18 protein-coding genes are annotated in these 23736 nt (G+C 72.5%); 16 read left to right on the top strand and 2 right to left on the bottom strand.

Annotation, left to right across the window (positions count from 1 at the left end; translation table 11 throughout):
• Window position 1 precedes the first annotated feature (1 nt).
• The 6 genes from B7C62_05690 (at window position 2) to B7C62_05665 (ending at window position 8941) form a co-directional block, all read left to right on the top strand.
• Window positions 2-946 (top strand): peptide ABC transporter permease, encoded by a 945-nt coding sequence (locus B7C62_05690; GenBank protein ARF71804.1) that lies wholly within the window; start codon window positions 2-4, stop codon window positions 944-946.
• A gap of 7 nt (window positions 947-953) precedes the next feature.
• A complete protein-coding gene (locus tag B7C62_05685; GenBank protein ARF71803.1) occupies window positions 954-1907 on the top strand; it encodes a peptide ABC transporter permease in 954 nt (317 codons plus the stop codon).
• Between the two features lie 104 nt (window positions 1908-2011).
• Complete coding sequence (locus B7C62_05680) at window positions 2012-3862, top strand: peptide ABC transporter ATP-binding protein (GenBank protein ID ARF77009.1); 1851 nt, start codon at window positions 2012-2014, stop codon at window positions 3860-3862.
• A gap of 101 nt (window positions 3863-3963) precedes the next feature.
• Window positions 3964-4797, top strand: coding sequence for a serine/threonine protein phosphatase (locus tag B7C62_05675; protein ID ARF71802.1), 834 nt, complete (start codon window positions 3964-3966; stop codon window positions 4795-4797).
• Window positions 4794-6626, top strand: a complete 1833-nt coding sequence (locus B7C62_05670) for a sulfatase (protein ARF71801.1) — start codon at window positions 4794-4796, stop codon at window positions 6624-6626. Before B7C62_05675 ends, B7C62_05670 begins: the two co-directional genes overlap by 4 nt.
• Complete coding sequence (locus B7C62_05665) at window positions 6623-8941, top strand: arylsulfatase (protein ARF71800.1); 2319 nt, start codon at window positions 6623-6625, stop codon at window positions 8939-8941. The genes B7C62_05670 and B7C62_05665 overlap by 4 nt, the downstream gene beginning before the upstream one ends.
• Before the next feature lie 45 nt (window positions 8942-8986).
• Here B7C62_05665 and B7C62_05660 read toward each other — a convergent pair whose 3' ends face one another.
• Window positions 8987-9334: a MerR family transcriptional regulator gene (locus tag B7C62_05660; protein ARF71799.1), complete on the bottom strand. Its 348-nt coding sequence runs from the start codon at window positions 9332-9334 to the stop codon at window positions 8987-8989.
• 59 nt (window positions 9335-9393) lie between these two features.
• Between B7C62_05660 and B7C62_05655 the strand changes: the two genes are divergently transcribed.
• Window positions 9394-10200, top strand: coding sequence for a branched-chain amino acid aminotransferase (locus tag B7C62_05655; protein ID ARF71798.1), 807 nt, complete (start codon window positions 9394-9396; stop codon window positions 10198-10200).
• Between the two features lie 63 nt (window positions 10201-10263).
• Here B7C62_05655 and B7C62_05650 read toward each other — a convergent pair whose 3' ends face one another.
• Window positions 10264-12066, bottom strand: coding sequence for a glucoamylase (locus B7C62_05650; GenBank protein ARF71797.1), 1803 nt, complete (start codon window positions 12064-12066; stop codon window positions 10264-10266).
• A 451-nt stretch (window positions 12067-12517) separates the two neighbouring features.
• Between B7C62_05650 and B7C62_05645 the strand changes: the two genes are divergently transcribed.
• The 9 genes from B7C62_05645 (at window position 12518) to B7C62_05605 (ending at window position 23647) form a co-directional block, all read left to right on the top strand.
• Complete coding sequence (locus tag B7C62_05645; GenBank protein ARF71796.1) at window positions 12518-14173, top strand: CTP synthetase; 1656 nt, start codon at window positions 12518-12520, stop codon at window positions 14171-14173.
• 85 nt (window positions 14174-14258) lie between these two features.
• On the top strand, window positions 14259-14885 hold the full coding sequence (locus B7C62_05640; GenBank protein ARF71795.1) for an ADP-ribose pyrophosphatase: 627 nt from the start codon (window positions 14259-14261) through the stop codon (window positions 14883-14885).
• Window positions 14886-15088: 203 nt separating this feature from the next.
• Window positions 15089-17233 (top strand): hypothetical protein, encoded by a 2145-nt coding sequence (locus B7C62_05635; protein ARF71794.1) that lies wholly within the window; start codon window positions 15089-15091, stop codon window positions 17231-17233.
• Between the two features lie 142 nt (window positions 17234-17375).
• The gene (locus B7C62_05630) at window positions 17376-18491 is read left to right on the top strand and encodes an alanine dehydrogenase (protein ID ARF77008.1); all 1116 of its coding nucleotides are present in this window, start codon (window positions 17376-17378) and stop codon (window positions 18489-18491) included.
• Between the two features lie 368 nt (window positions 18492-18859).
• On the top strand, window positions 18860-19978 hold the full coding sequence (locus B7C62_05625) for a chromosome partitioning protein (protein ID ARF71793.1): 1119 nt from the start codon (window positions 18860-18862) through the stop codon (window positions 19976-19978).
• Complete coding sequence (locus tag B7C62_05620; GenBank protein ARF71792.1) at window positions 19975-20535, top strand: hypothetical protein; 561 nt, start codon at window positions 19975-19977, stop codon at window positions 20533-20535. Before B7C62_05625 ends, B7C62_05620 begins: the two co-directional genes overlap by 4 nt.
• A gap of 81 nt (window positions 20536-20616) precedes the next feature.
• Window positions 20617-21714 (top strand): segregation/condensation protein A, encoded by a 1098-nt coding sequence (locus B7C62_05615; protein ARF77007.1) that lies wholly within the window; start codon window positions 20617-20619, stop codon window positions 21712-21714.
• The gene (locus B7C62_05610; protein ID ARF71791.1) at window positions 21711-22367 is read left to right on the top strand and encodes an SMC-Scp complex subunit ScpB; all 657 of its coding nucleotides are present in this window, start codon (window positions 21711-21713) and stop codon (window positions 22365-22367) included. Before B7C62_05615 ends, B7C62_05610 begins: the two co-directional genes overlap by 4 nt.
• Window positions 22367-23647, top strand: a complete 1281-nt coding sequence (locus tag B7C62_05605; GenBank protein ARF71790.1) for a pseudouridine synthase — start codon at window positions 22367-22369, stop codon at window positions 23645-23647. Before B7C62_05610 ends, B7C62_05605 begins: the two co-directional genes overlap by 1 nt.
• Window positions 23648-23736 lie beyond the last annotated feature (89 nt).

The following is a 23736-nucleotide window of genomic DNA, read 5'->3' as shown; positions in this document are numbered from 1 at the left end:
CATGCGCGGCTACCTGCTGAGGCGGCTGCCCTCCGCCCTCCTCGTCCTGCTCGGGGCCTCCTTCCTCATCTTCACCATCCTCCGGCTCGTCCCCGGCGACCCGGCGACCTCGCTGGCCGGGCCCGACGCGGACGCGGCGACCGTCGCCGCGATCCGTGAACGGCTCGGCCTGGACGCGCCGTTGCTCTCCCAGTACGCACACTGGATCGGCTCCCTGGTCACCGGCGACCTCGGACCCTCGTACGCGATCGGCGGCCAGGTCGCCGACCTGATCGGGGACGGGCTCGGCGCCACCGCCGAACTCACCGCGGCCGCCCTGCTGTTCGTCATCGTGCTCGGCGGCGCCTTCGGCATCCTCGGCGCCACCTCCCGCAGCGGCTGGGTCCGCAGCGCGATCCGGGTGACGACGACCGCCGCCCTCGCCGTACCGCCCTTCGTCAGCGGCGTCCTGCTCGTGATGCTGTTCGCCGTGCTCCTCGGGGTGCTGCCGCCGGGCGGACGGGTGCCGTTCCTCGGCGCCCCCGACCTCGCCGCGCAGTACCTGCTGCTGCCCGCGCTCTGCCTCGCCCTCCCGAGCGCCGCCGTCCTCGGCCGCTACCTCAAGGACGGCATCGAACGCGCGCTGGCCGAGGACTACATCCGTACCGCCACCGCCGCCGGAGTCGCACCCCGCCGGCTGCTGTGGCGGCACGCCCTGCCCAACGCCCTCCCGCCCGTCGTCACCCTGCTCGGCATGCAGACCGGCCACCTGCTCGGCGGGGCCGTCCTGGTCGAGGCGATCTTCGCCTGGCCGGGCCTCGGCCAGCTCGCCGAACAGGGCCTCAGCCGCCGCGACTACCCGGTGGTCCAGGACCTGCTGCTCCTCCTGGTCGCCGTCTTCGTCGTCGTCCAGCTGCTCACCGACCTCGTCTACGCCTGGCTCGACCCCCGGATCAGGTGGGAGTGACACCGCCATGACCTCGACCCCCGACCTCGGCCCGGCCTCCCCGGCGGCCCTGCGGAAACCCGTACGGGCCCCGCGCGGCACCGGCCCGCAGAAGACCCCGGGCAAGCTCCCCGGCGGCAGCCCCCGGAAGACCCCCGGGAAGACCTCCCGCCACCCCTACCTCACCGCCCTCTCCACCGCCCGCGCCCGCACCGGTCTCGTCCTGGTCGGCGCGGTTGTCCTCGCCGGGCTGCTGGCCCCGCTCCTCGCCGGGCACGGTCCCACCGACCAGAGCGCCCTGAGCCTCGCGGCCGTCGGCACCCCCGGGCACCCGCTCGGCACCGACGACCTCGGCCGCGACCTGCTCAGCCGGGTGCTGTACGGCATCCGCGCCGACCTCGGGATCATCGCGATCGCCGTCCCCGTCGGCGCGGCCCTCGGCTGCCTGTTCGCCCTCGCGGCGGCCACGCACCCGGTGGCCGACACGATCGTCCAGCGGATCTTCGACCTCATCCTGGCCTTCCCCGGGCTGATCCTGGCGCTCGCCGTGACCGCGATCCTCGGCCCCGGCCGGCTCCCCGTCGTCCTGGTCATCGCGCTCGCGGAGATCCCCGCCTTCGGGCGGCTGCTGCGCGGCGGCATCCTCGTCCAGCGGGAGCGGGAGTACGTCACCGCCGCCCGGGTCGGGGGCAGTTCGGGCCCCCGGGTGCTGGTCCGGCACATCCTGCCCAACGCCGCCGACCCGCTCATCGTGCAGGTCGCCGTCTCGCTGACCGTCGCCGTCTTCATCGAGGGCGCGATGAGCTTCCTCGGCGTCGGCGTCCGCCCGCCGGAACCCACGCTCGGCTCGGTCCTGAGCCAGTCCATGCCCTATCTCGCCCAGGCCCCGCACTTCGCCGCCGGGCCGCTGATCACCGTGACCGCGCTCGTCCTCGGGCTCTCGCTCATCGCCGAGGCGCTCAACCGGGAGGTACGCCGATGACCGCCCAGCCCCAGGACGCCCCGCCGCACGTCCCCCGGCCGCACGCCGCCCCGCCGCCTGCCGCCCAGCCCCAGGACGCCACACCGGGGGAGACCACCCGCGCCCTGCTCGAAGTCCGGGACCTGGGCGTCGAGTTCACCGCCCCCGACGGCTCGGCCCTGCGTGCCGTGCGCGGGGTCTCCTTCACCCTGCGCCGGGGCGAGACGCTCGCCGTCGTCGGCGAGTCCGGCTCCGGCAAGTCCACCACCGCCCTCGCGCTGACCCGGATGCTGCCCGGCACCGGGCGCGTGACCACCGGCTCGGTGCTGCTGGACGGCCAGGACCTCGCCACCGCGAGCGACCAGGAGCTGCGGGCGGTGCGCGGCGCCCGGATCGGCATGATCTTCCAGGACCCGATGACGGCCCTGAACCCGGTCCTCACCGTCGGCCGCCACCTGGACGAGGTGCTGAGAGCCAACGGACCCCGGGAAGAGCACGGCCGACGCGACCGGGCCGCACGCCGGGCCCGCGCCGTCGAACTCCTCGACCGGGTCGGCATCCCCGAGCCCCACCGCCGTATCGACGACCACCCGCACCAGTTCTCCGGCGGCCAGCGCCAGCGCATCCTGATCGCCATGGCCCTCGCCGGGGAGCCCGACATCCTGCTCGCCGACGAACCGACGACCGCGCTCGACGCCACCGTCCAGGAGCAGATCCTCACCCTCCTCGCCGACCTCAACCGCGAGACCGGCACCGCACTCGTCCTCATCACCCACAACATGGGCGTCGTCGCCCGCTCCTGCGCTCGCGTCCTCGTCATGTACGGCGGCACGGTCGTCGAGGACGGCCCGACCGCCGAAGTCCTCACCCGCCCCCGCCACCCGTACACCGCCGGACTCCTGGCCGCCGTCCCGCGCCTCTCCGCCCCCTCCGGCACCCGCCTCACCGGCATCCCCGGCTCCCCGCCCGACCTCACCCTCCTCGGGGACGGCTGCGCCTTCGCCGCCCGCTGCACCCTGGTGGAGGACCGCTGCCGTACGGGGGTGCCCCCGCTGGTCGGGCTCACCGACGGCGTACGGGCGGCCTGCCTCCCCGCCGCCGGGCGCACCGAACCCCTGCCCGCACCCGCCCCGCCCGCCCGGATCGACCGGCCCGCACCCGGGGCCGTGGTCCTGGCGGCGGACGGGCTGCGCAAGACGTACAGGCGGCGTGGGGTGCGCGGGCGCGGCTTCACCGCCCTCGACGGGGTCTCCCTGACGCTGGCCGAGGGCGAGACCCTGGGCATCGTGGGGGAGTCCGGCTCGGGCAAGTCCACCCTCGCCCGGGTCCTGGCCCACGCCCACCCCTCCGACGGCGGCACGGTGACGCTGCGCGGCCAGGACATCACCCGGCCCGCCCGGCGCGAGCTGCACGCGGTGCGCCGGCAGATCCAGATGGTGTTCCAGGACCCCTACGCCTCGCTCAACCCCCGGATGACCGTCGGCCAGATCGTCGCGGAACCGCTCACCGCCTTCGGGCTGGGCGACCGGGAGGAGCGGGAGGCCCGGGTCGCGGAGCTGCTCACCCTCGCCGGGCTCGACCCGGCCGTGGCGGACCGGCACCCGCGCTCCTTCTCCGGCGGCCAGCGCCAGCGCATCGGGATCGCCCGCGCGCTCGCCCCCGGCCCGTCCGTCCTGATCTGCGACGAACCCGTCTCCGCGCTCGACGTCTCGGTCCAGGCCCAGATCGTCGGCCTGCTCACCGACCTCCAGCGCGATCTGGGCCTGGCCCTGGTCTTCATCGCCCATGACCTCGCCGTGGTCCGGCAGGTCAGCCACCGCATCGCCGTCATGCACCGGGGCCGGATCGTGGAGACCGGCAGCGCCGACGACGTGTGCGAGAACCCCCAGGACCCGTACACCCGGGCCCTGTTGGCGGCGGCCCCCGAGCCCGTACCCGTAACTCCCGTACTCCGGAAGACGGAGGTGCTCGCATGAGCGCGTGCTGCACCCCGGGACGTGCCTGTACGGGAGGAGCGTCCGCGGCCGTCCTGCCGCTTCCGGCGGTACGCCGACCGGTCACCGGGGAAGCCGGGCGGATGGCCGAACTCCCCGGCGGCACCTTCCGGATGGGCGACGCCTTCGGCGAGGGCTACCTCGCCGACCGGGAGGGGCCGGTGCGCGAGGTCACCGTGGCGCCCTTCGCCATCGACACCACCGCCGTCACCAATGCGGAGTGGGCCGCCTTCGCGGAGGCCACCGGCTACCGCACCGACGCCGAACGCTACGGCAGCAGTTACGTCTTCCACCTGCTCCTCCACCCCAAGGCCGCCGAGCGCCACGTCATCGGACGGGTGCCCGGCGCGCCCTGGTGGCTCGGCGTCACCGGGGCGTCCTGGGCCGCGCCGGAAGGGCCGGGCTCGGACCTGGCGGACCGCGCGGACCACCCGGTCGTCCACATCTCGTACGGTGACGCCCTCGCCTACTGCGACTGGACCGGCACCCGGCTGCCCACCGAGGCCGAGTGGGAGTACGCGGCACGCGGCGGCCTGGACGGCGCCCGCTACCCGTGGGGCGACGAACTCACCCCCGGCGGACGGGAGATGTGCAACATCTGGCTCGGCCGCTTCCCGCACCGTTCGGACCGGCCCGGCGGCCGTACGGGCACCGTGCCCGTGACCGCGTACGAACCCAACGGCCACGGCCTCCACAACACCTCCGGCAACGTCTGGGAGTGGTGCGCCGACGCCTTCGGGCTCGGTGAACGCGTCATCCGGGGCGGCTCCTACCTCTGCCACGCCTCGTACTGCAACCGCTACCGGGTCGCCGCCCGCTCCCACAACACCCCCGACTCCTCGACCGGCCACGGCGGCTTCCGCCGCGCCCGCGACCTGACCCCCCTTGACCCTGCGGAAGGACGGAACACCGCGTGAAGGCCGTCATGGTGATGTTCGACAGCCTCAACCGGCACCTGCTGCCCCCGTACGGCGCCGACTGGACGCACGCCCCCAACTTCCGCCGCCTCGCGGACCGTACGGTCACCTACGACACCTGCTATGCGGGCTCCATGCCCTGCATGCCTGCCCGCCGCGAACTCCACACCGGGCGCCACAACTTCCTGCACCGGGGCTGGGGCCCGCTGGAGCCCTTCGACGACTCGATGCCCGAGATCCTGAAACGGCAGGGCGTCTACACCCACCTCGTCAGCGACCACCAGCACTACTGGGAGGACGGCGGGGCGACCTACCACGGGCGGTACAACTCCTGGGAGTTCTTCCGGGGGCAGGAGGGCGACGCCTGGAAGGGGCAGGTCGCGGACCCGGAGATCCCCGAGTCGCCGCGCGCCACCCGCAACGACCTCTGGCGCCAGGACTGGGTCAACCGGCAGTACCTGGACACCGAGGCGAAGCAGCCGCAGACCCTCACCTTCGACGCGGGTCTGGAGTTCCTGCGGACGAACCACACCGAGGACAACTGGTTCGTCCAGATCGAGACGTTCGACCCTCACGAACCCTTCTTCACCCAGGACCACTACAAGGACCTCTACCCGCACGACTACGACGGACCGCACTTCGACTGGCCCGACTACAACCGGGTCACCGAGACCAAGGCGCAGGAGCAGCACGCCCGTTACGAGTACGCGGCGCTGCTCTCCATGTGCGACCACTCGCTCGGCCGGGTCCTGGACGCCATGGACGAACTCGGGCTCTGGGACGACACGCTGCTCATCGTCTGCACCGACCACGGCTATCTGCTGGGGGAGAAGGGATGGTGGGCCAAGGTCGTCACGCCCTGGTACAACGAGCTGGTCCACACCCCCCTCTTCGTCCACGACCCACGCCGCCCCGACCGCGCCGGGACCCGGGACACGGCCCTCGTCCAGACCATAGACCTCGCCCCGACCCTGCTGGACTTCTTCGGCGCCCCGCTCCCACCGGACATGCAGGGCCGCCCGCTACGGGAGACGGACGAGGCACAACAACCCCGCGAATCTGCCTTGTTCGGCATGTTCGGCGGGCACGTCAACATCACCGACGGCCGGTACGTCTACATGCGGGCCTGCCACGACGACACCAACCAGCCGCTGTACGAGCACACGCTGATGCCCACCCGCATCCGGGGCCGCTTCACCCCCGAGGAGCTGACCGGGCTCACCCTGGCCGACCCGTTCCCCTTCACCAAGGGCGTCCCCACCCTCCGTATCCCCGCCCACCCCTCACCGCTCCTCGGCCCGCAGCGCTTCGGCACCCTCCTCTTCGACCTGGCGGCCGACCCGCTCCAGGAGAAGCCGATCAGCGACGCGGCCGCCGAACTACGGCTGGCCCGGCTGCTGGTGGAACGGCTCCGCGCCAACGACGCCCCCGCCGACCAGTACACCCGCCTCGGCCTCCCGTACGACCCCGAGGACGTCACGGAGGCCCACCTGCTGGTCCACGCCCAGCGCGAGCGGGCCGAGGCGGGACGCCAACCGGCCGCACGGTCCGACGAGTTCACCGAGGGCGCGCTCAACCTCCGTACGCCGCTCGCCGAACTCCTGGCCGAACCCGCGGCCGCCGACGCCGTCCGCCGGATCGTCCCCGGCCTGCTCGACACCGAGCTGCTCACCGTCCGGGGCGGCTCCACCCTGCTCCAGATCGCCGCCTTCACCGGCCACCCCGGACGCGCGCAACTCGCCGCGGTGGCCGACGAACTGGCCCGCCTCTTCCCCGTACCAGACATACCCGACCACCACCCCAGCCACGACGGAGAGCCCCGCCGATGACCACCGACCCCACCCGCCGCGACCCCTACGCGGGCTTCCCCGGCCGGATCGGCCGCACCTTCGCCGACTCCGAGCCGTCCTGGCCGCCGCGCACGGCACCCGGGGAGAAGGCCCCCAACATCGTGGTCGTCCTCGTCGACGACATGGGGTACAGCGACATCGGCCCGTTCGGCTCCGAGATCGCCACGCCCACGCTCGACACCCTGGCCGAGGAGGGCGTCCGGCTCTCCAACTACCACACCATGCCGCTCTGCTCCCCGGCCCGCGCCGCCCTGCTCACCGGCCTCAACCCGCACCGCGTCGGCTACTCCATGGTCGCCAACTCCGACCCGGGCTTCCCCGGTTACGGTATGGAGATCGCCGACGACATCCCCACCCTCGCCGAACTGCTCCACGACACCGGCTACGCCACCTATGCGGTCGGCAAGTGGCACCTGGTCCGGGACTCGGCCTCCAACGCGGCCGACGACCGGGAGAACTGGCCGCTGAACAAGGGCTTCGACCAGTACTACGGCGTCCTCGAAGGGCTCACCAGCCTCTTCCACCCGCACCAACTGGTCCGGGACAACAGCCCCTTGGACATCGACGAGTTCCCGGACGACTACTACTACACCGACGACATCACCGACCAGGCGATCTCCATGGTGAAGTCGCTCCGCGCCCACGACCCCGACAAGCCGTTCTTCCTCTACCTCGCCCACAACGCCGTCCACGGCCCGTTGCAGGCCAAGGCCGAGGACATCGCCCGCCACCGGGGCCGGTACGACGAGGGCTGGGACGTCCTGCGGACACGCCGCTTCGCCGCCCAGCTCGCCGCCGGACTCCTCCCGCCCGGCACCGAGCTGCCCGACCGCAACAGCGAGGCCGGGTTCGACGTCCCCGCCTGGGACAGCCTCACCGAGGAGCAACAGCGGCTCTACGCCCGGTACATGGAGGTGTACGCGGCGCTCGTCGACAACATCGACCAGAACCTGGCCCGGCTCACCGACACCCTCGAAGCGCTCGGCGAACTCGACAACACCATCATCGTCTTCACCTCCGACAACGGCGGCACCGGCGAAGGCGGCCTCGAAGGCACCCGCTCCTACTTCAGCCGCTTCGTCCACCACCCGGCCCTGCCCGGCGACTGGACCCCCGACGTCGACCGCGACCCCGAGCTCATCGGCGGGCCGCGCAGTCTGGTGCACTACCCGCGCGGCTGGGGCATGGCCTCCAACACCCCTTTCCGGCTCTACAAGGGCCACACCTACGCCGGTGGGGTCCGCGTCCCCTTCGTCCTCTCCTGGCCCCGGGGCGCCCGCGAGGGCCTGCTCGCCCCGGGCGTCCGGACCCAGTACCAGTACGTCACCGACATCGCCCCCACCCTCCTCCGCCTCGCCGGTCTGGAGCGCCCGGCCCAGCGGCGCGGGACCACCCTCCAGGAACCGGACGGCATCAGCTTCACCCCCGTCCTGGCCGACCCGGACCACGCCTCCACCCACCCCGAGCAGTACTGCGAGATGACCGGCAACCGCAGCTACTACCGCGACGGCCACAAACTCGTCACCCTCCACCGCCCCGGCACCCCCTACGACGACTCCGAGTGGGCGCTGTACGACATCCGCACCGACCCCACCGAGATCCACGACCTCGCCGCCGAACGCCCGGATCTGGTCAAGGAGTTGTCCGAGGCGTGGGAGGCCGCCGCCTGGCGCAACGGCGTCTTCCCGCTCCCCGACGGCACCGGCGCCCTCGCCCGCCGCAACCCCGCCGAACAGCGCCTCGCCCGCCCCCTCACCCTGCTGCCCGGCACCCCGGAGCTGGAGCGCTACCGCTCCTCCCGGCTGGTCTCCCTGCGCTCCTTCGAGATCACCGTCGTCATCGACGCGACGGGGGAGGGGGTGCTCGTCTCCCACGGCGACCAGGGCGGCGGCTACAGCCTGTACGTGGAGGACGGGCGGCTCCACCTCGCGTACAACGAGTACGGCGTCCTGCACGAGACCGACGCGGGCCCCCTCGCCCCCGGGGAACATGTCATCGTGCTCGCCGCCGAGGCGGAGAAGGGGCTGCGCTGGTCGTTCACGGTCAGCGTGGACGGCGAGGTACGGGCCACCCCGCCCAGCGTCCACCAGCTCATCGGGATGGCCCCGTTCCAGGGGATCAGCGTCGGCATCGACCGCAAGTCCCCGGTCTCCTGGCCGCTGTTCGAACGCCACCGCTCGTTCCGCTACGGCGGCGTCCTGCGCTCGGTCACCTACACCCCCGGCGCACCCGGCCCCGACGCACCGGAAGCGGTGGCCGCCGCACTCAAGCAGGCGGCAGCGGCCTTCGAATAGACCGGCCCGTACGGCCCCGGGGCAGCCGCCCCCGGGGCCGTACCCTCACCCCCGCGCCTCCAGCAGACCCACCAGCGCCCCCCGGCTCCGCCGCAGCGCCTCGATCTGCTCGTCCAGGTCCGTCAGCTCCCCGTCCAGGATCGCCCGCAGATCCGCACACCAGTCGAACCCCGGCTGCTCGCCGCGGGCGCACGGCAGCACCTGACGGATCACCTCGGTGGAGAGCCCGGCCCGCAGCAGCGCGCGGATCTTCCGCACCGTGGAGACCACGTCCTCGTCGTAGGCGCGGTACCCGTTCGTCCCGCGCCGCGCCTCCAGCAGCCCCTGCGCCTCGTAGTACCGCAACGACCGCGCGCTGACGCCCGTCCGCCGGGACAACTCCCCGATCAGCAATGTTCCCCGTCCCTCCGCGCTTGACCTTGTCACCGGTGTCAAGCCTTAACGTCCCACCCATGAGCGAAGATTCCCCGAACCTCGTCCACGTGAACGGCCGCCCGGCGACCTCCGGCGACCTCATACCCCTCGCCTTCGCGGGCCACGCCCACTTCACCGCGATGCAGATCCGCGGCGGCCGGGCCCGCGGCCTGGACCTCCACCTGGAGCGGCTGCGGTCCGCGTCGGTGGAGCTGTTCGGCCGGGCCCTGCCCGACGACGTGGTCCGCACCCACCTCCGTACGGCACTGCGCGACGGACCGGCCGACCTCTCGCTGACGGCCACGGTGTACTCCCCGGCCGGAGAGTTCACCGCGGCCGACGCCGACCTCGGTCTCCTGATCCGGACCGGACCGCCGTCCTCCGGACCCGGTGGCCCGCTCGCCCTGGCGGCCGTGGAACACGAACGGTTCCTGCCGCACGTCAAGCACGTCGGCGAGGTGGCAAAAACCCATCTGCTCCGCCGGGCCGTCGCCGAGGGCTTCGACGACGCCGCCTTCCTGGACCGGGAGGGCCGGTTCAGCGAGGCGACGATCTGGAACCTGGTGTTCTGGGACGGCGCGTCGGTGGTGTGGCCCGAGGCCCGGGTCCTGACCGGTACGACGCTGGGCATCGTCCGCCGACAGCTGGACGCGCTCGGCATCGGCCAGCGGGTCGCCCCGGTCACCCCCGCCGACCTGCCCGCCCTCTCCGGCGCGGCCGTCATGAACTCCTGGACCCCCGGCATCCCCGTCCACCGGATCGGCGCCACCGAACTGCCCGCCGCGCCCCGCTTCCTGGAGGCGCTGCACCGGGCGTACGAGGCCGAGCCGCTCACCGCGCCGTGAGGAACGTGCGGTGGCCGCCCCCGAGGAGAACGGGGGCGGCCACCGACCGGACGGAGCGCGGCCTCAGCCCACGTACGCCCCGCTCGCCGTCAGCCGCAGGGCGGTGTCGATGAGGGGAACGTGGCTGAACGCCTGCGGGAAGTTGCCCACCTGGCGCTGGAGGTTCGAGTCCCACTCCTCGGCCAGCAGGCCCAGGTCGTTGCGGAGCGACAGCAGCCTCTCGAACAGCTGGCGCGCCTCGTCGACCCGGCCGATCATCGCGAGGTCGTCCGCCATCCAGAACGAGCAGGCCAGGAACGCGCCCTCGTCGCCCTCCAGACCGTCGACGCCCGCGTCCTCGCCCTCGGTGGGGTAGCGCAGGATGAAGCCGTCCTCCGTGGACAGCTCCCGCTGGATCGCCTCGATCGTGCCGATGACCCGCTTGTCGTCCGGCGGCAGGAAGCCCATCTGCGGGATGAGCAGCAGGGAGGCGTCCAGCTCCTTCGACCCGTAGGACTGGGTGAAGGTGTTGCGCTCCTTGTCGTAGCCCCGCTCGCAGACGTCCCGGTGGATGTCGTCGCGGAGCTCGTACCACCGCTCCAGCGGGCCCTGGACGTCCCCCGCCTCGATCAGTTTGATCGTCCGGTCGACGGCGACCCACGCCATCACCTTGGAGTGCACGAAGTGGCGGCGCGGGCCGCGCACCTCCCAGATGCCCTCGTCGGGCTCCTCCCAGTGCTTCTCCAGGTACTCGATCAGCCGGAGCTGGAGGCCCATCGCGTAGTCGTTGCGGGTCAGCCCGGTCATGTGCGCCAGGTGGAGCGCCTCGGTGACCTCGCCGTAGACGTCCAGCTGGAGCTGGTTGGCGGCGCCGTTGCCGACGCGGACCGGGGCGGAGTTCTCGTAGCCGGGCAGCCAGTCGAGCTCCGCCTCGCCGAGCTCGCGCTCACCGGCGATGCCGTACATGATCTGGAGGTTCTCCGGGTCGCCCGCCACCGCCCGCAGCAGCCACTCGCGCCACGCCCGGGCCTCTTCCCGGTAGCCGGTGCGCAGCAGGGAGGAGAGGGTGATCGCGGCGTCCCGCAGCCAGGTGTAGCGGTAGTCCCAGTTCCGTACGCCCCCGATCTCCTCGGGGAGCGAGGTGGTCGGCGCGGCGACGATGCCGCCGGTGGGGGCGTACGTCAGGGCCTTCAGGGTGATCAGGGAGCGGACGACCGCCTCCCGGTAGGGCCCGTGGTACGTGCACTGCTCGACCCATTCGCGCCAGAACAGCTCCGTCGCCTCCAGCGACCCCTCCGGGTCGGGAAGCGCGGGCGGCTCGTGGTGCGAGGGCTGCCAGCTGATCGTGAAGGCCACCCGGTCGCCGGGGGCCACGGTGAAGTCGGAGTAGGTGGTCAGGTTCTCGCCGTAGGTGTCGGCCTGGGTGTCCAGCCAGACCGAGTCCGGCCCGGCGACCGCGACCGTACGGCCGTCGACCTTGTGCACCCACGGCGTCACCCGGCCGTAGCTGAACCGCATGCGCAGCTCCGAGCGCATCGGCACCCGGCCGCTGACGCCCTCCACGATCCGGATGAGCTGCGGCGCCCCGTCGCGCGGGGGCATGAAATCGGTCACCCGTACGGTGCCGCGGGGCGTGTCCCACTCCGATTCCAGGACGAGGGAGTCACCGCGGTAGCGGCGCCGGTCCGCGGGCAGCGGCTCGGTCCCTTCCGGCCTCGCGGGACTCAGACGCCAGAAGCCGTGCTCCTCGGTGCCCAGCAGTCCCGCGAAGACGGCGTGCGAATCGAAGCGGGGCAGGCACAGCCAGTCCGCTGTGCCGTCCCGGCAGACCAGGGCGGCGGTCTGCATGTCTCCGATGAGTGCGTAATCCTCGATGCGCCCGGCCACGTGCGTCTCCAGTCGAACGGCCATGTCGCCCCGTACCGGGGCTCTTGCTGGGGGTTCAGGGGTCAAGGGGTCGTAGGGTCTTCACCCTGGAGGAACCGACGAGTTCCTGTGTACCGGCAGCGGGCCTCGGTGGTGCCGCCGTCCGGCCGTCTCGGCAGCGAGTGTCCGAGCAGGATACGACGCGGTACGAAGATCCGCGCGACGGTCTTGACAAGATTACTGAGCTGATCGGGTGGGACGTGAAACGGCTGGGGTGATGGTGTGACGCCCCTGTGCAGGGTGTGGCCGGAAGCAGCCTCCCCCCGTCGCTGTTACCCTGGTAGCCCGTGGACCGGTGGTCGTCCCCGACAGCGGACGAGGCCCCCGAACCGCAGCGACGGCGCCCCCGGAATCCCCGGTCGGGCGGCCGGTACGCACCTCACAACCGCGACCACGGGAGCCCCCTTTGGCTATGCAGCCCACATCCACGACGACCAAGCACATCTTCGTCACCGGGGGTGTCGCCTCCTCCCTCGGCAAGGGTCTGACTGCCTCCAGCCTGGGTGCCCTGCTCAAGGCACGTGGCCTGCGGGTCACCATGCAGAAGCTCGACCCCTACCTCAACGTCGACCCCGGCACGATGAACCCCTTCCAGCACGGTGAGGTGTTCGTCACCAACGACGGCGCCGAGACCGACCTGGACATCGGCCACTACGAGCGCTTCCTCGACGTCGACCTCGACGGCTCCGCCAACGTGACGACCGGCCAGGTCTACTCCCAGGTCATCGCCAAGGAGCGGCGCGGCGAGTATCTGGGCGACACCGTCCAGGTCATCCCGCACATCACCAACGAGATCAAGCACCGCATCCGCCGCATGGCCACCGACGACGTGGACGTCGTCATCACCGAGGTCGGCGGCACGGTCGGCGACATCGAGTCGCTGCCCTTCCTGGAGACCGTCCGCCAGGTCCGCCACGAGGTCGGCCGCGACAACGTCTTCGTCGTGCACATCTCGCTGCTGCCCTACATCGGCCCCTCCGGCGAGCTGAAGACCAAGCCGACCCAGCACTCGGTCGCCGCCCTGCGCAACATCGGTATCCAGCCGGACGCCATCGTGCTCCGCGCCGACCGCGAGGTCCCGACCTCCATCAAGCGCAAGATCTCGCTGATGTGCGACGTGGACGAGGCCGCGGTGGTCGCCGCGATCGACGCCAAGTCGATCTACGACATCCCCAAGGTGCTCCACACCGAGGGCCTGGACGCCTATGTCGTCCGCAAGCTCGACCTGCCCTTCCGGGACGTCGACTGGACCACCTGGGACGACCTGCTGGACCGGGTCCACAACCCCGACCACGAGGTCACCGTCGCCCTGGTCGGCAAGTACATCGACCTGCCCGACGCCTACCTCTCGGTCACCGAGGCCATCCGCGCCGGCGGCTTCGCCAACAAGGCCCGGGTCAAGGTCAAGTGGGTCACCTCCGACGACTGCCGCACCGCGGCCGGTGCCGCCGAGCACCTCGGCGACGTGGACGGCATCCTCATCCCCGGCGGCTTCGGCGAGCGCGGTGTCGACGGCAAGGTCGGCGCCATCCGCTACGCCCGCGAGAACAAGGTCCCGCTCCTCGGCCTCTGCCTGGGCCTCCAGTGCATCGTGATCGAGGCCGCGCGGAACCTGGCCGAGATCCCCGACGCCAACTCCACCGAGTTCGACGCCGCCACCTCCCACCCGGTCATCTCGACCATGGAGGAGCAGCTCGCCTACGTCGAGGGCGCGGGCGACCTGGGCGGCACCATGCGGCTCGGCCTCTACCCGGCCAAGCTCGCCGAGGGCTCCGTGGTCCGCGAGGCGTACGCCGGTGAGCCCTACGTCGAGGAGCGCCACCGCCACCGCTACGAGGTCAACAACGCCTACCGCGGCGAGCTGGAGAAGAAGGCCGGACTCGTCTTCTCCGGCACCTCCCCGGACAACAAGCTCGTCGAGTACGTCGAGTACCCGCGCGAGGTCCACCCCTACCTGGTCGCCACCCAGGCCCACCCCGAGCTCCGCTCCCGCCCGACCCGCCCGCACCCGCTCTTCGCGGGCCTGGTGAAGGCGGCCGTCGCGCGCAAGGTCGGTGCGGCCGGGTAACGCCGAGGCACTACGGTTGACCGGGGTACGCGTCCCGCACGGGCGCGCACCCCGGTTTCTCGTTTTTGTACGTGGGAGGACGCACATGGGTATCCAGGACACGCCCGAGGAGTGGCAGGTCACGGCGACCGTCACCCCCTTCACCGGCAACAAGACCAGCGTCCGCACCGACCAGGTGGTGATGCCCGACGGCTCGGTCCACGGCCGTGACTACCAGGTCCACCCCGGCTCCGTCGCGATCCTCGCGGTCGACGAGGACGGCCGGGTCATCGTCGTACGCCAGTACCGCCACCCGGTCCGCCAGCGGCTCTGGGAGATCCCCGCCGGGCTGCTCGACGTGCCCGGCGAGAACCCCCTGCACGCCGCCCAGCGCGAGCTGTACGAGGAGGCGCACGTCAAGGCCGAGGAGTGGCGGGTGCTGACCGACGTCTACACCACGCCCGGCGGCTGCGACGAGGCCGTACGGATCTTCCTCGCCCGGGGCCTCTCCGACGTGGAGGGCGAGCGGTTCGCGGTCTCCGAGGAGGAGGCCGACATGGAGCAGGCCCGCGTCCCGCTGCCCGAGCTGGTGCGCTCGGTGCTCGCGGGGGACCTGCACAACAACTGCCTGGTCGTCGGGGTCCTCGCCCTCACCGCCGTCCTCGCGGGCGACGGCGTCGCATCGCTGCGGCCCGCCGAGGCGCCCTGGCCCGCCCGGCCGTTCGCGTCCTGACGGCCCGTCCGGTCCTCCCGGTTCCTCCCGCTCCTTCCGCCGTTCCCCGGTCGGACGATCGTAAGAAATGCTGATCCGATCGGGGGATGTTCTGCTCCGCTGCGCCCCGCACCGCGGTGATCCACTCCGCCGCTGAACTACGCTCGAAAGGTCCCGACCGGAGCTCCGGCGGGCACCGCGTGCAGCGAAGTGGAGCGTGGCTCGTGACCGATCAGGCGGTGGACACCAGCGGCCCGGCCGAAGCTGCGGGGATGCAGGAGCCGCCCGGCGCCGCCCCGCCCCGGTTCTTCGGCCGGGAGCGCGAGTTGAAGGCCCTGCGGGCGGACATCGAACGCGCCGGTCTGGACACCCTGGCCGGGCGCAAGACCCCCCGCGCCCGGGTCCTGCTCATCGCGGGCCGCCCCGGCTCCGGCCGCAGCGCCCTCGCCGCCGCCCTCGCGGGCGACCTCACCGGTACGGGCACGGCCCCGGCCGACGCCTGCGGACCGGAGACCGGAACGGGCGCGCTGCCGTGGGCCGTTGCCGGTACGGGCTCCGGCGACTACCCCGACGGGGTGCTCCGGGTCGGCCTCACCGAACCCGGCGGCGAACGGGTCCCCACCGAACGCACCGCGGCCGAGATCCTCTCCCTGCTCGGCCTCGACGTCCCGCCCGGCGCCGATCAGGACGAGCTCTCCGAGATGGTCCGCGAGGCCCTCGCCGTACGCCGTCTCGTCCTGGTCCTCGACGACGCGGCCGACGCCGAACAGGTCGACCCGCTGCTCCCGGAGAACCCGGACTGCCTGGTCGTCGCCGTCGCCACCGGCCCGCTGACCGGCATCCCCGACGTCCGGCCCTGCACCATCGGCGGCCTGGAGGCGGGCGCGGCCGTCCGGCTCCTCGCCCGCCTCATCGGCCAGGTCCGTATCACCGTCGACCCGCGCACCGCCGAGAGCCTGGCCGAGGAGTGCGGGGGGCAGCCCGCCGCGCTCGCCCTGATCGGCGGCTGGCTGGCCACCCGCCCCATGGCCTCCGTCGCCGACGTCACCAAGCAGCTCCACGACCTCCCCGACTCCGGCGACCCCCAGCCCACCGGCGCCCGTCCGCTCGCCCGCGCCTTCCGCCTCGTCCACGACTCGCTGCCGCAGACCGCCGCCCGGATACTGCGCCTGCTCGCCCTCGCCCCCGCCGGGCTCGCCGACGCCCACACGGCCTCCGCGCTGGCCGGCTGCTCGGTCTCGGCCGCCGGGAAGACCCTGGACGACTTCGTGCAGCTCGGGCTGCTGCGCACGGACGGCGCCGCCCACCCCCAGTACGGCGTCCCCGGCTGCCTCGCCCCGATGCTGCGGGCCCTCCTGGAGGAGCGTGAGCGCCCCGCCGAGATCCAGCTCGCCCGCGCCCGGATGCTGGAGCGGACCGTGCGCAGGCTCCAGGCGTGCCGGGCGGTCACCGAACCGGAGGACTCCACCGCCCGCCGCAGACTCGCCGGGCTGCCCAGCTCCCTGCGCTTCCCGAACGCGGAGGAGGCGGGCGTCTGGCTGCTGCTGCGCCGGCCCGCCCTGCTCGCCTCCGCCCGGCTCGCCGTGGCCGACGGCGAGCTGGACACCCTGGCCCGCCGCCTGGTCGCGGCCCTGGTGCGGGCGCTGGCCGCGCACCGGGGCACCGAGGCCGCCGCCCCCGAGCTGTACGGGCTGCACGGGCTGGTCCTGGGCGTGGCCGAACGCCGGAACCTGCCCCGTGAGCAGGCGGCGGCGCTGCTGAACCTCGCGGACCTGGACGCCCGCACCGGCCGCACCCGGGAGGCCCTGACCCGCTACCGGGCCGCCCTGGACGCCGGACGGGCCGCCGGTGACCTGTACGCGACGGGCCGCGCGATGGAATCCGTAGGCAGTACGTATGCGGAGCTGGGCGACTTCCACCGGGCCTCCGACTGGTACGGCCGGGCCCTCGCCCAGCGCCTCACCCAGGGGGAGCGGGCCGACGAGGCGCGCCTCTACGGGCGGCTCGGCGCGGTCCACAGCTACGCCGGGCGGTACGGCGAGGCGCTGCGGAACTGGCGGGCCGCCGCCGCGGGCCACCGCAGGCTCGGCGACCTGGCGGCCCAGGCGCGGGCGCTCAGCGAGGCGGCCCGGGTGCAGGAGTACGCGGGGCGCCCGTACGAGGCGCTGCACACCTGCCGGGAGGCGGCCGAGCTGGCCCGTCGCGCCGATGACGTGCGGCTTCAGGCGGCGCTTCAGCTCCGGCTGGCCGACACCCTGGACCGGCTCGGCGATCCGGCGGCGGCCCGGCTGCACAGGGCCGCCGCCGACAGATTGCTGGGCGAGGAGGGTCCCGCCTACGAAATCCGCAGTACTTCGACGGAAAATTAAGGCTTTGTAAGGCTAGACAGCGCGAAGTCCTTCATTAGACTGGCTCTGCCGCGTTACCCCGTGGCGTCTCCATTTATGATGTACCTATCCGGTATGCACCGCTGTGTCCGGATTACCCTCCGAGCCAAGGACCGTGATCGACGTGAAGGTCGGCATCCCCCGCGAAGTCAAGAACAACGAGTTCCGGGTGGCGATCACCCCCGCCGGAGTGCATGAGCTCGTCCGCCACGGCCACCAGGTCGTCATCGAGCACAACGCCGGCGTCGGCTCGTCCATCCCGGACGAGGAGTACGTCGCCGCCGGTGGGCAGATCCTGGCCACCGCCGACGAGGTCTGGGCCGCCGCCGACCTGCTGCTCAAGGTCAAGGAGCCGGTCGCCGAGGAGTACCACCGCCTCCGCAAGGACCAGACCCTCTTCACGTACCTGCACCTCGCCGCCTCCCGCGAGTGCACCGACGCGCTGCTGGCCTCCGGCACCACCGCCATCGCGTACGAGACGGTCGAGACCGCGAACCGCGCGCTCCCGCTGCTCGCCCCGATGTCCGAGGTCGCGGGCCGTCTCGCCCCGCAGGTCGGCGCGTACCACCTGATGCGCTCGGTCGGCGGCCGGGGTGTGCTCCCCGGCGGTGTCCCCGGCACCCACGCGGGCGAGGCCGTCGTCATCGGCGGCGGTGTCTCCGGCTGGAACGCCACGCAGATCGCCGTGGGCCTCGGCTTCCACGTCACGCTGCTCGACCGCGACATCAACAAGCTCCGCGAGGCCGACAAGATCTTCGGCACCAAGGTGAAGACCGTCGTCTCCAACGCCTTCGAGCTGGAGAAGGCCGTCGTCGAGGCCGACCTCGTCATCGGCGCCGTGCTCATCCCCGGAGCCAAGGCCCCGAAGCTGGTCACCAACGAGCTGGTCGCCAAGATGAAGCCCGGAAGTGTCCTTGTCGACATTGCGATCGACCAGGGCGGCTGCTTCGAGGACTCGCACCCGACCACCCACGCCGAGCCGACCTTCCAGGTCCACGGATCGGTCTTCTACTGCGTCGCCAACATGCCCGGCGCGGTCCCGAACACCTCCACTTACGCGCTCACCAACGCCACGCTGCCCTACATCGTGGAGCTGGCGAACCGCGGCTGGGCCGACGCCCTGCGCCGCGACGCCGCCCTGGCCAAGGGCCTCAACACCCATGAGGGGCAGGTCGTTTACCGCGAGGTGGCCGAGGCGCACGGCCTCCCGCACATCGAGCTGAGCACCCTGCTCGGCTGACGGGTCAACACCTCCCGTCAACATCGGGACTCCGGCCGGACCTTGCCGAGCAAGGTCCGGCCGGAGGTGTATCGGGCCCTGTGAGGCCCTTGTGCAACTCGCGTCGAACGTAACCCTTTACCCGTTTCGTACGGCGGCGAAATGTGCGGCTTGGCCGCTGTGCACCCTTGACAGCGAGGCGTTCGATTGCCGACACATCGGGCCGGGTCCGGCGGATTGTGTTGCTGCGGACCGGTGACACGCCATAGAGTCGCCAATCGTCGGCATGGTGCCACGCTGACCTATCGATAAGTTTCCTGGTCACGTCCAAGGAGGTAAGACGACTTGTGAATGAGTCGACAATTACTCCCGGGGGTGGTCAACCAGGGATGCCTGCACGGGGTCTGAGCCCGATCGGGCTCGAAGCTGTCGGCTCCGTCGCGGTCCGCACCTTCGCCACCCAACAGCACATGACGACAGCCCCCCAGATGATGGACGGCCTACACGTGAACGCCACGGCCGGCAACGAGAGTGGCCGGAACACCGACCGCTTCGCCGACTTCGCCGAGGTGCCCGAGGGGCACTTCTACGACCCCGACGCCGAGTACGAGCCCGACCCGGAGTACGCGGCCACGCTCGCGCCCGACGCCGCGCGCCAGCGCCGCGAGCGCATCGGCCCCACCGGACGGCCCCTGCCGTACTTCCCGATCCCGGGCCCCCTGACCGACCACGGCCCCGCGAAGATCATCGCGATGTGCAACCAGAAGGGCGGCGTCGGCAAGACCACGTCGACCATCAACCTGGGTGCCGCGCTCGCCGAGTACGGGCGCCGCGTCCTGCTCGTCGACTTCGACCCGCAGGGCGCCCTCTCCGTCGGCCTCGGGGTCAACCCGATGGAGCTCGACCTCACCGTCTACAACCTGCTCATGGAGCGGGGCATGGCGGCCGACGAGGTCCTGCTCAAGACCGCCGTGCCCAACATGGACCTGCTGCCGAGCAACATCGACCTCTCGGCCGCCGAGGTGCAGCTCGTCAGCGAGGTGGCCCGCGAGTCCACGCTCCAGCGCGCCCTGAAGCCGCTGATGGCCGACTACGACTACATCGTGATCGACTGTCAGCCCTCGCTCGGCCTGCTCACCGTGAACGCCCTGACGGCCGCTCACAAGGTCATAGTGCCGCTGGAGTGCGAGTTCTTCGCGCTGCGCGGGGTGGCGCTGCTCACCGAGACCATCGAGAAGGTCCAGGAGCGGCTCAACCCCGAGCTGGAGCTCGACGGCATCCTCGCCACCATGTACGACTCCCGTACGGTGCACAGCCGTGAGGTCCTGGCCCGTGTCGTCGAGGCATTCGACGAGCACGTCTACCACACCGTCATCGGGCGCACGGTCCGCTTCCCGGAGACCACGGTCGCCGGTGAGCCCATCACCACGTACGCCTCCAACTCGGTCGGTGCCGCCGCCTATCGCCAGCTCGCCAGGGAGGTGCTCGCCCGGTGTCACGCCGAGTGAGTCTGCCGGGGGCCGACGAACTGTTCCGTACCACCGGAGGGGGCATGGGCCTCCAGCCCTCCTCCCCGGCGGACCGGCGACGCAAGGCGAACGGCGAGCCCCGGGTGCCCGCACCGGCCGGGGAGAGCGACCCCGCCGACCGGGCCGAGGGCGGGGAGGAGCACGCCTCCGCCGACGCCGAGGACGCGCGCGGCCGGGGCGGCGAGGGCGACCGCCGGGCCGCCGCCCCCGCGACCGCCCCGTCCGGCGACCGGCCCGCACCGGCCGCCGCCCCGGCGGAGCAGCCCCCGGCCGTCCAGCAGCAGCGCAGGCGCGGCGGCGGACGCGGCGCCAACCGGCGCCCCAGCGGCCGGGAGCGCCACGACGAGAAGATCACGGTCTACGTCTCCGCCGAGGAGCTGATGGACCTCGAACACGCCCGGCTCGTCCTGCGCGGCGAGCACGGCCTCGCCGTCGACCGGGGCCGCATCGTCCGCGAGGCGGTGGCGGTGGTCCTCGCCGACCTGGAGTCCCGGGGCGACGCGAGCATCCTCGTACGGCGGCTGCGCGGCCGCTGACCGGCGCACCGCCGGTAGCCTGCGGTGGGGCCCGCCGACCGGCGGGACCCCTCCGCGCCCCCGCACCACCCCTGGACCACCATGCCGACGCCCGCCGACCCCGCCACCCCGCGCCGCCGTGCCCTGGGGCGGGGGCCGGGGACGGCTCCGGAGCCGGTACGGGGGCCGGAAACCGTTCCCGTACCGGAGGCCGCTCCCGTCGCTGACACGGAGCCCGTACGGGAGCCGGAGGCGGACCGCCTACCGGCAGCCGAGCCGGAGGCCGTACGGGAGCCTGACGCGGAGCCCGAGGCCGTTCCCGTACCGGAAGCGGAGGCCGAGCGGGACCCCGAGCCCGTCCCCGTACCGGAGCCCGAAGGTGACGACAAGCGGTTCACCGTCCGGCTGGTGAACTTCGAGGGCCCCTTCGACCTCCTTCTCCAGCTGATCTCCAAGCACAAGCTGGACGTCACCGAGGTCGCGCTCTCCAAGGTCACCGACGAGTTCATGGCGTACATCCGCGCCATGGGCCCCGACTGGGACCTCGACCAGACCACCGAGTTCCTGGTCGTCGCCGCCACCCTGCTCGACCTCAAGGCCGCCCGGCTGCTGCCCGCCGCCGAGGTGGAGGACGAGGCGGACCTGGCGCTGCTGGAGGCGCGGGACCTGCTCTTCGCCCGGCTGCTCCAGTACCGCGCGTACAAGCAGATCGCCGACATCTTCAGTGGCCGGCTGGAGGCGGAGGCCCGCCGCCACCCCCGTACCGTCGGACTGGAGGACCACCACGCGGAGCTGCTGCCCGAGGTGGTCATCAGCATCGGGCCCGAGGGGTTCGCGAAGCTGGCCGTCAAGGCGATGCAGCCGAAGCCCAGGCCCCAGGTGTACGTGGACCACATCCACGCCCCCCTGGTCAGCGTGCGGGAGCAGGCGGGCCTCGTGGTGGAGCGGCTGCGCGCGGCCGGGGCGGCGGTGAGCTTCCGGACGCTCACCGAGGACGCCCCGGACACCCTCACCGTGGTCGCCCGCTTCCTGGCCCTGCTGGAGCTCTACCGGGAGAAGGCCGTCACCCTGGACCAGGACGAGGCGCTGGGCGATCTGCTGGTGACCTGGTCCGGCGGGGAGGACGCGGAGCCGGTGGTGACGGACGAGTTCGACCAGGAGCTGAACGGGACCCCGGAAGAGGAGGACGTACGGGAATGAGCGAGCAGCCCACGCGGGGGGACGACACGGGCACGGTCGCCTCCCTCGACCTCAAGCCCGCCCTGGAGGCGGTCCTCATGGTCGTCGACGAGCCCGCCACCGTCGACCAGCTGGCCAAGGTGCTCCAGCGGCCCCGGCGGGCCGTGGCGGACGCGCTGCGGGAGCTGGCCGACGAGTACACCGTGCAGCGCCGGGGCTTCGACCTGCGGCTGGTGGCGGGCGGCTGGCGGTTCTACACCCGCCCCGAGTACGCGGCGGCCGTCGAGGGCTTCGTCCTGGACGGCCAGCACGCCCGGCTGACCCAGGCCGCGCTGGAGACCCTGGCGGTGGTCGCCTACCGGCAGCCGGTGAGCCGGTCGAGGGTCTCGGCGGTGCGCGGGGTGAACTGCGACGGCGTCATGCGGACCCTCCTCCAGAGGGGTCTGGTGGCCGAGGCGGGCGCGGAACCCGAAACAGGTGCGATCCTGTACAGGACGACGAACTACTTTCTGGAGCGCATGGGCCTGCGCGGCCTGGACGAGCTCCCGGAGCTCGCGCCCTTCCTCCCCGAGGCGGACGCGATCGAGGCTGAGACGCTAGAGGGTGTGCCGTCGTTCGATCCGGACGCACCGGACACCCCGGATACTCACGCAGACGACAAGACGGAATTTTGATGCGAAGCAGTGGCAGGAACAGCGGAAGCGGCAGCGGCGGCAGCGGCCGGAACCCCCGGAGCGGCGGCGGTCAGGGCGGACGCCCCGGCGGCCAGGGCGGCGGCGGACGCGGGGCCCAGGGCGGACGCGGCGGCCAGGGCGGCCGTCCCGGCGGTCAGGGCGGACGCCCCTCCGGCCAGGGCGGGCGTCCGGGCTCCCAGGGCGGCGGCCGTAGCTCCCAGGGCGGCGGACGCGGATTCCAGGGCGGCGGCCGGGACGAGCAGGAGCAGCGCCCCCGCCGTCCCCGCCCCGAGGAGCGCCGCTACGACGTGGGCAACGACGCCCCCGGCGGCCGGGACGGCCAGGACGGCCCCCGCAAGGGCCGTGGCGCGGCGGCGCGCGGCGGCGCCAAGGGCGGCCCGAAGGCCGCACAGGGCGGCTCCGGGCGCAGCGGTGGCCCCCGTCGCGGCGCCCCTTCGCGCCCCCGTGAGCTGGACGCCAAGATCGAGCAGCGCAACCGCGACCGGTACGCCAACAAGCCCGACATCAAGCTCCCCAAGACCCACCCGGGCGCCGAGCAGGAGGGCGAGCGGCTGCAGAAGGTCCTCGCCCGCGCCGGGATGGGCTCGCGCCGCGCGTGCGAGGAGCTGATCGAGCAGGCCCGCGTCGAGGTCAACGGCGAGATCGTCGTCGAGCAGGGCATGCGCGTCGACGTCCACAAGGACGAGATCAAGGTCGACGGCCTGACCGTCGCGGCGCAGTCGTACCTCTTTTTCGCGCTGAACAAGCCCGCGGGCGTCGTCTCCTCGATGGAGGACCCGGACGGCCGTCAGTGCCTCGGCGACTACGTGACCAACCGCGAGACGCGGCTGTTCCACGTCGGCCGGCTGGACACCGAGACGGAGGGCATCATCATGCTCACCAACCACGGTGAGCTGGCCCACCGCCTCACGCACCCGAAGTACGGCGTGAAGAAGACGTACCTGGCCGCCATCCAGGGCCCCCTGCCGCGCGACCTCGGCAAGCGGCTCAAGGACGGCATCCAGCTGGAGGACGGGTACGCCCGCGCCGATCACTTCCGGGTCGTCGAGAACACCGGCAAGAACTACCTGGTCGAGGTCACCCTCCACGAGGGCCGCAAGCACATCGTGCGCCGGATGCTGGCCGAGGCGGGCTTCCCGGTCGAGCGGCTCGTGCGGACGTCCTTCGGGCCGATCCCGCTGGGCGACCAGAAGTCCGGCTGGCTGCGCCGCCTGACCAACACCGAGGTCGGCATGCTGATGCGCGAGGTCGGTCTCTAGCAGCGCTCTTCTCCAAGGCCCGCGGCCGGTTCTGTTCGAAAGTTCGAACAGAACCGGCCGCGGGCCTTTTGCCGCCCCCGCTCACCCTT

The sequence above is a fragment of the Kitasatospora albolonga genome, from assembly GCA_002082585.1.
Taxonomy (GTDB): domain Bacteria; phylum Actinomycetota; class Actinomycetes; order Streptomycetales; family Streptomycetaceae; genus Streptomyces; species Streptomyces stephensoniae.
The sequence above is the reverse complement of the archived record's forward strand: the minus strand, read 5'-3'. Positions and strand labels throughout refer to the sequence as shown.